Raw genomic sequence first — 4,394 nt, 5'->3', positions numbered from 1 at the left:
CGAACGTGCGCGCGCTGCGTGAGCTGGTCTCCGGCGACGGCGCCCGGATGATGACGGTGGTGAAGGCGGACGCCTACGGCCACGGCCTGGTGCCGGTCGCCCGAGCGGCACGCGCCGCGGGTGCTGACTGGCTCGGGGTGGCCACCTCCGACGAGGCGTTGGCGCTGCGGGCGGCGGGGGACACCGGGCCGCTGCTGTGCTGGCTGAGTGTCCCCGGGGAGGCGTTCGGTGCTCTGGTCGAGGCCGGGATCGACGTCACCGCCTACTCGGTGGCCCAGCTGGAGGAGCTCGCCGTGGGGGTGGCTGCCGCCGGTCGCCCGGCCCGGCTCCAGCTCAAGGTCGACACCGGGCTGACGCGCGGCGGGGCGACCCCGGTCGACTGGCCGGCGTTGGTGGCTGCTGCCCGGGCCGGCGAGGAGGCCGGCCGGTGGAAGGTCACCGGCGTCTGGTCGCACTTGGCGTGCGCCGACGAGCCCGCTCATCCGGCGAACGACGCCCAGGAGCAGGTCTTCCGCGATGCGCTCGCGGTGGCCGAGCAGGCCGGGCTGGAGCCTGAGGTACGTCACCTGGCCAACTCCGCCGCAGCGATCCTGCGGCCCTCCTCGCGCTTCGACCTGGTGCGGTGCGGGATCGCGTCGTACGGGCTGGACCCGGCGCCGGGGGAGACGCCCGACGTCGGCCTGGTGCCGGCGATGACCGCTCGGGCAGCCCTGGCCCTGGTCAAGCAGGTGCCGACCGGGGCGGGCGTCTCGTACGGGCACACCTGGGTCGCCGAGCAGGACACCACCGTCGGCCTGGTGCCGGTCGGGTACGGCGACGGAGTGCCGCGCCATGCCAGCAACGTCGCCGAGGTGTGGGTCGGGGGCAAGCGGCGACCGGTCCGCGGCCGCGTCTGCATGGACCAGTTCGTGATCGACCTCGCCGGTGATCCGGCGCTGGCGGGGGACGAGGTCGTGCTCTTCGGGCCGGGGCGCGCCGGGGAACCCACGGCGCAGGACTGGGCAGAGGTCTGCGGAACGATCTCGTACGAGATCGTGACCCGGATCGGTGGCCGGATGACACGTCACCACGTCGACACCGAGGAGGGCGTTCGATGAGCCGGGTTCGCACACTGATGGGCGTCACCGCGGGAGCGGTGGGGGCCGTCGCGGTCGGTGCGGCCGCGGAGGTCTATCGGCGTCAGCGGATCATCGCGCGGCGTGGCGCCGGCGACCAGATCGAGCTGGGCTCGCTGCGCTCCTCGCCGCTGACGGTGGTGGCCGACGACGGTGTGCCGCTGCACGTCGAGGTGGACGAGGCCACGGGTGAGTCCGAGCAGGCCTCCGAGCGCCCCGGGCGGCGGCGCAAGGGCAAGCAGGGGGCCGGGCCGGCTCCGACGGTGGTCTTCGTGCACGGCTACGCGCTGAACCTCGACTGTTGGCACTTCCAGCGCGCGGGGTACCGCGGGCTGGTGCGCACGGTCTTCTACGACCAGCGCTCGCACGGCCGCTCGGGTCGCTCCTCGCTGGGCAACGCGACGATCGACCAGCTGGCCCACGACCTGAAGCGGATCCTCGACGAGGTGGTGCCGGACGGGCCGATCGTGCTGGTCGGCCACTCGATGGGCGGGATGACGATCATCGCCTTCGCCGAGCACTACCCCGAGCTGTTCGGGGAGCGCGTGATCGGCACGGCCCTGATCTCGACCACGGCCGGCGGTCTCAACCCGAGCAAGATCCTGTTCCCGATGGTGCCGTTCTCGTTGGGCGGGCAGGTGACCAACCGGGTCGTCTCGACGCTCGCGCGCGGGCACCGGGCGGTGGACGGCATGCGGAGGATCGGCAAGGGGATCGCGCTGGTCACCACCGACAAGTTCGCGTTCGGCGACGCGGTGCCGGCGTCGTACGTCGAGTTCGTGGACTCGATGCTGTCGGCGACGTCGTTCGAGGTGGTGGCCGAGTTCTTCCCGAGCTTCCGGGGCTTGGACAAGTTCCACGTCGTCCAGGCGCTGGGCAGCGTGCCGACGGCCATCATGTGCGGCACCGGGGACCGGATCACCTCGATCGGGCACAGCCGCAAGCTGCACTCGCTGATCCCCGGCTCGACGCTGTTGGAGTGCGAGAACGCGGGGCACATGGCGATCATCGAGCGGCACGACCAGATCAATGCCGAGCTGGACCAGCTGATCGCAGCGGCGACGGCGGTGGGGTCGCGATGAGCCTCGAGGTACGCCGCGTCGGCCCCGAGTCGGCGCACCGGATGCTCGCCGTGGTTCGCGCCGCGTTCGAGGTGCGACCGCCCCTGGACCCGCCGGCGGAGGCGCTCGTCGAGACGGTCGAGTCGATGGCGGAGTTGCTGGGGCACGGTGGCGGACTGCTGGTCAGCCTCGACGGTGCCGACGTGGGTGCGCTGGTGCTCGACCCGGTGGAGAGCACCATGTACCTGCGGCGCTTCGGGGTCTCCCCGGCCGCCCAGGGCCTGGGGATCGCGCGGGTGCTGATCGATGCTGCCGTCGATGCCGCCCACGGCTTCGACGACCTGACCGTGGTGGCGCGCGAGGAGCTGCCGAAGACCAGGCGCTTCTGGGAGCGGCAGGGGTTCCGGGAGATCCGGCGCTCCTCGCCGAACGTGGAGCTGCGCCGGCCGTTGCGGACCTTCCTCTTCGACGCCCCGGACGCGGACACCATGCGCCGGCTGGGGGAGTCGTTGGCCGAGCAGTTGAGCCCCGGCGACTTGATCGTGCTCAGCGGTGAGCTCGGGGCCGGGAAGACCACGTTCACCCAGGGCATCGGCGCCGGGCTCCAGGTGCGCGGCGACGTGACCTCACCGACGTTCGTGATCGCCCGCGAGCACCCGTCGCTGATCGAGGGCCCGTCGTTGGTGCACGTCGACGCCTACCGGCTGGGCGGGATCGACGAGCTCGACGACCTGGATCTGGACGCCGCGCTCGACGAGTCGGTGACCGTCGTCGAGTGGGGTGAGGGCGTCGCCGAGGGGTTGGCCGAGTCGCGGTTGGAGGTGCGGATCATCCGCGCGCTGGCCGACGAGGAGGAGGACGACCCGGACCATGACCCGCGACGGGTCCTGATGACGCCGATCGGGCCGCGCTGGTACGAGATGGAGGTTCCCTCGACGCGGCGCGAGCCGCTGGCCGAGAAGCTGAACGAGAACCTGCTGCTCGACTTCTGGCGGTGTGACGAGGCGGAGCTGGACGAGCTGGACCCCTACATCCCGATGCCGATGGCGCTGATGGTCGCCGAGCACGACGGCGGCGTGGTGATGGTGCACAACGTCTGGCGGCGCGAGTGGGAGTTGCCCGGGGGCGAGATCCCCGAAGGTGGCTCCGCGCGCGAGACCGCGATCCGGGAGTTCCACGACGAGGCCGGAGTGGAGGCCGGCGAGGTCGACTTCGTGGGCGTGGGCACCGTGCAGCTCGGGCACGAGCGTCGGATCGAGTACGTCGCGATCTTCCGGACCACGCTCGAGTCGCTGCCCGACTTCGTGCCGAACGACGAGTTCGACGCCCGCGCGCTCTGGGACCCTTCCAGTGACCTGGCGTCCCTCTCGCCGATCGATGCTCACCTGGCGCGGCTGGCGGTCGAGGACACCTCGGACTGAGGGGGCCCGCTCGAGTAGGGGTGCGGCACTGTGGGGGTACGTGCCGAACGTCATCCTGGCGGCCGGCCACCCGACTTCGCCGCGGTGCTGCCAGAGGTGACCGGGGCACCGCAGGCGGCCTCCGCTGGGGATGCGTGCGAGCGCGCGGAACGCGGCAGATCAGTGCGTCGCCATAGGTCGGGTCGTGACAGATCGTCCTGAAATCGTCTGCATCTGTGGGTCGGCGAGGTTCACGGCCGAGATGCGCGCGGCGAACCGTGAACTGACCTTTACTGGGTCATTGTCGTCGCCCCCGGCGAAGCGGACGAGTCGCCCACACTGGAGCAGAAGGCCGTCCTGGATGCGCTTCACCTGCACAAGATCGACCTGGCAGACCGGGTCTTGATCGTCAACCCGGGTGGTTACGTCGGGGAGTCAACGAAGAGAGAGATCGCCTACGCCCGAGCGTCCGGCAAGCGGGTCACCTTCACCGACCCCCTCTGAAGACAAGACGCGCGCTCATCGGCTGCTTGTTTCATTGACCCAGGACCGGTTGCGTCGGACCTGACCGGACGTGCCTGTGCCCCGCGGATCGTGGATCGGCGGGGTGTGGGGCGGTCAGGGTTGTCGGTCCCGGGTGGCGTCGCGGCTGACGTCGCGGGTGACGTCGGTGGTGCCGGTGGCATCGCGGAGGTAGGCGTACCCGTGCGGGCTGTTCCACAGGAACGATCCCGGATCGAGGCGGGTGTAGCGCCAGCCGCCGTGGGTCTTCAGCCGGTGATGGCGCCGGCACAGCGGCGCAATGTTGTCGGAGGCGG

At 71.2% G+C, this 4,394-nt stretch carries 3 protein-coding genes and 1 pseudogene; 3 read left to right on the top strand and 1 reads right to left on the bottom strand.

Annotated elements, in window-relative coordinates:
* From alr to tsaE, 3 genes are all read left to right on the top strand, one after another.
* Positions 1 to 1,097, top strand: a 1,097-nt coding sequence (alr, locus tag ABZE72_RS15955; RefSeq protein WP_372730022.1) for an alanine racemase, incomplete at its 5' end; no start/stop codon positions are given.
* On the top strand, positions 1,094 to 2,197 hold the full coding sequence (locus ABZE72_RS15950; protein WP_372730021.1) for an alpha/beta fold hydrolase: 1,104 nt from the start codon (positions 1,094 to 1,096) through the stop codon (positions 2,195 to 2,197). The genes alr and ABZE72_RS15950, both read left to right, overlap by 4 nt.
* Complete coding sequence (gene tsaE, locus ABZE72_RS15945) at positions 2,194 to 3,597, top strand: tRNA (adenosine(37)-N6)-threonylcarbamoyltransferase complex ATPase subunit type 1 TsaE (protein ID WP_372730020.1); 1,404 nt, start codon at positions 2,194 to 2,196, stop codon at positions 3,595 to 3,597. The genes ABZE72_RS15950 and tsaE overlap by 4 nt, the downstream gene beginning before the upstream one ends.
* Positions 3,598 to 4,194: 597 nt before the next feature.
* On the opposite strand, the pseudogene ABZE72_RS15940 reads toward tsaE, so the two are convergent.
* A pseudogene (locus ABZE72_RS15940) lies at positions 4,195 to 4,394 on the bottom strand (hypothetical protein); the annotation flags it as partial.

This window comes from Nocardioides sp. (assembly GCF_041600255.1).
In the GTDB taxonomy this organism is placed as follows: Bacteria; Actinomycetota; Actinomycetes; order Propionibacteriales; family Nocardioidaceae; genus Nocardioides.
Note: the sequence above shows the minus strand (reverse complement) of the source record. Positions and strands in the feature narration are given on the sequence as shown.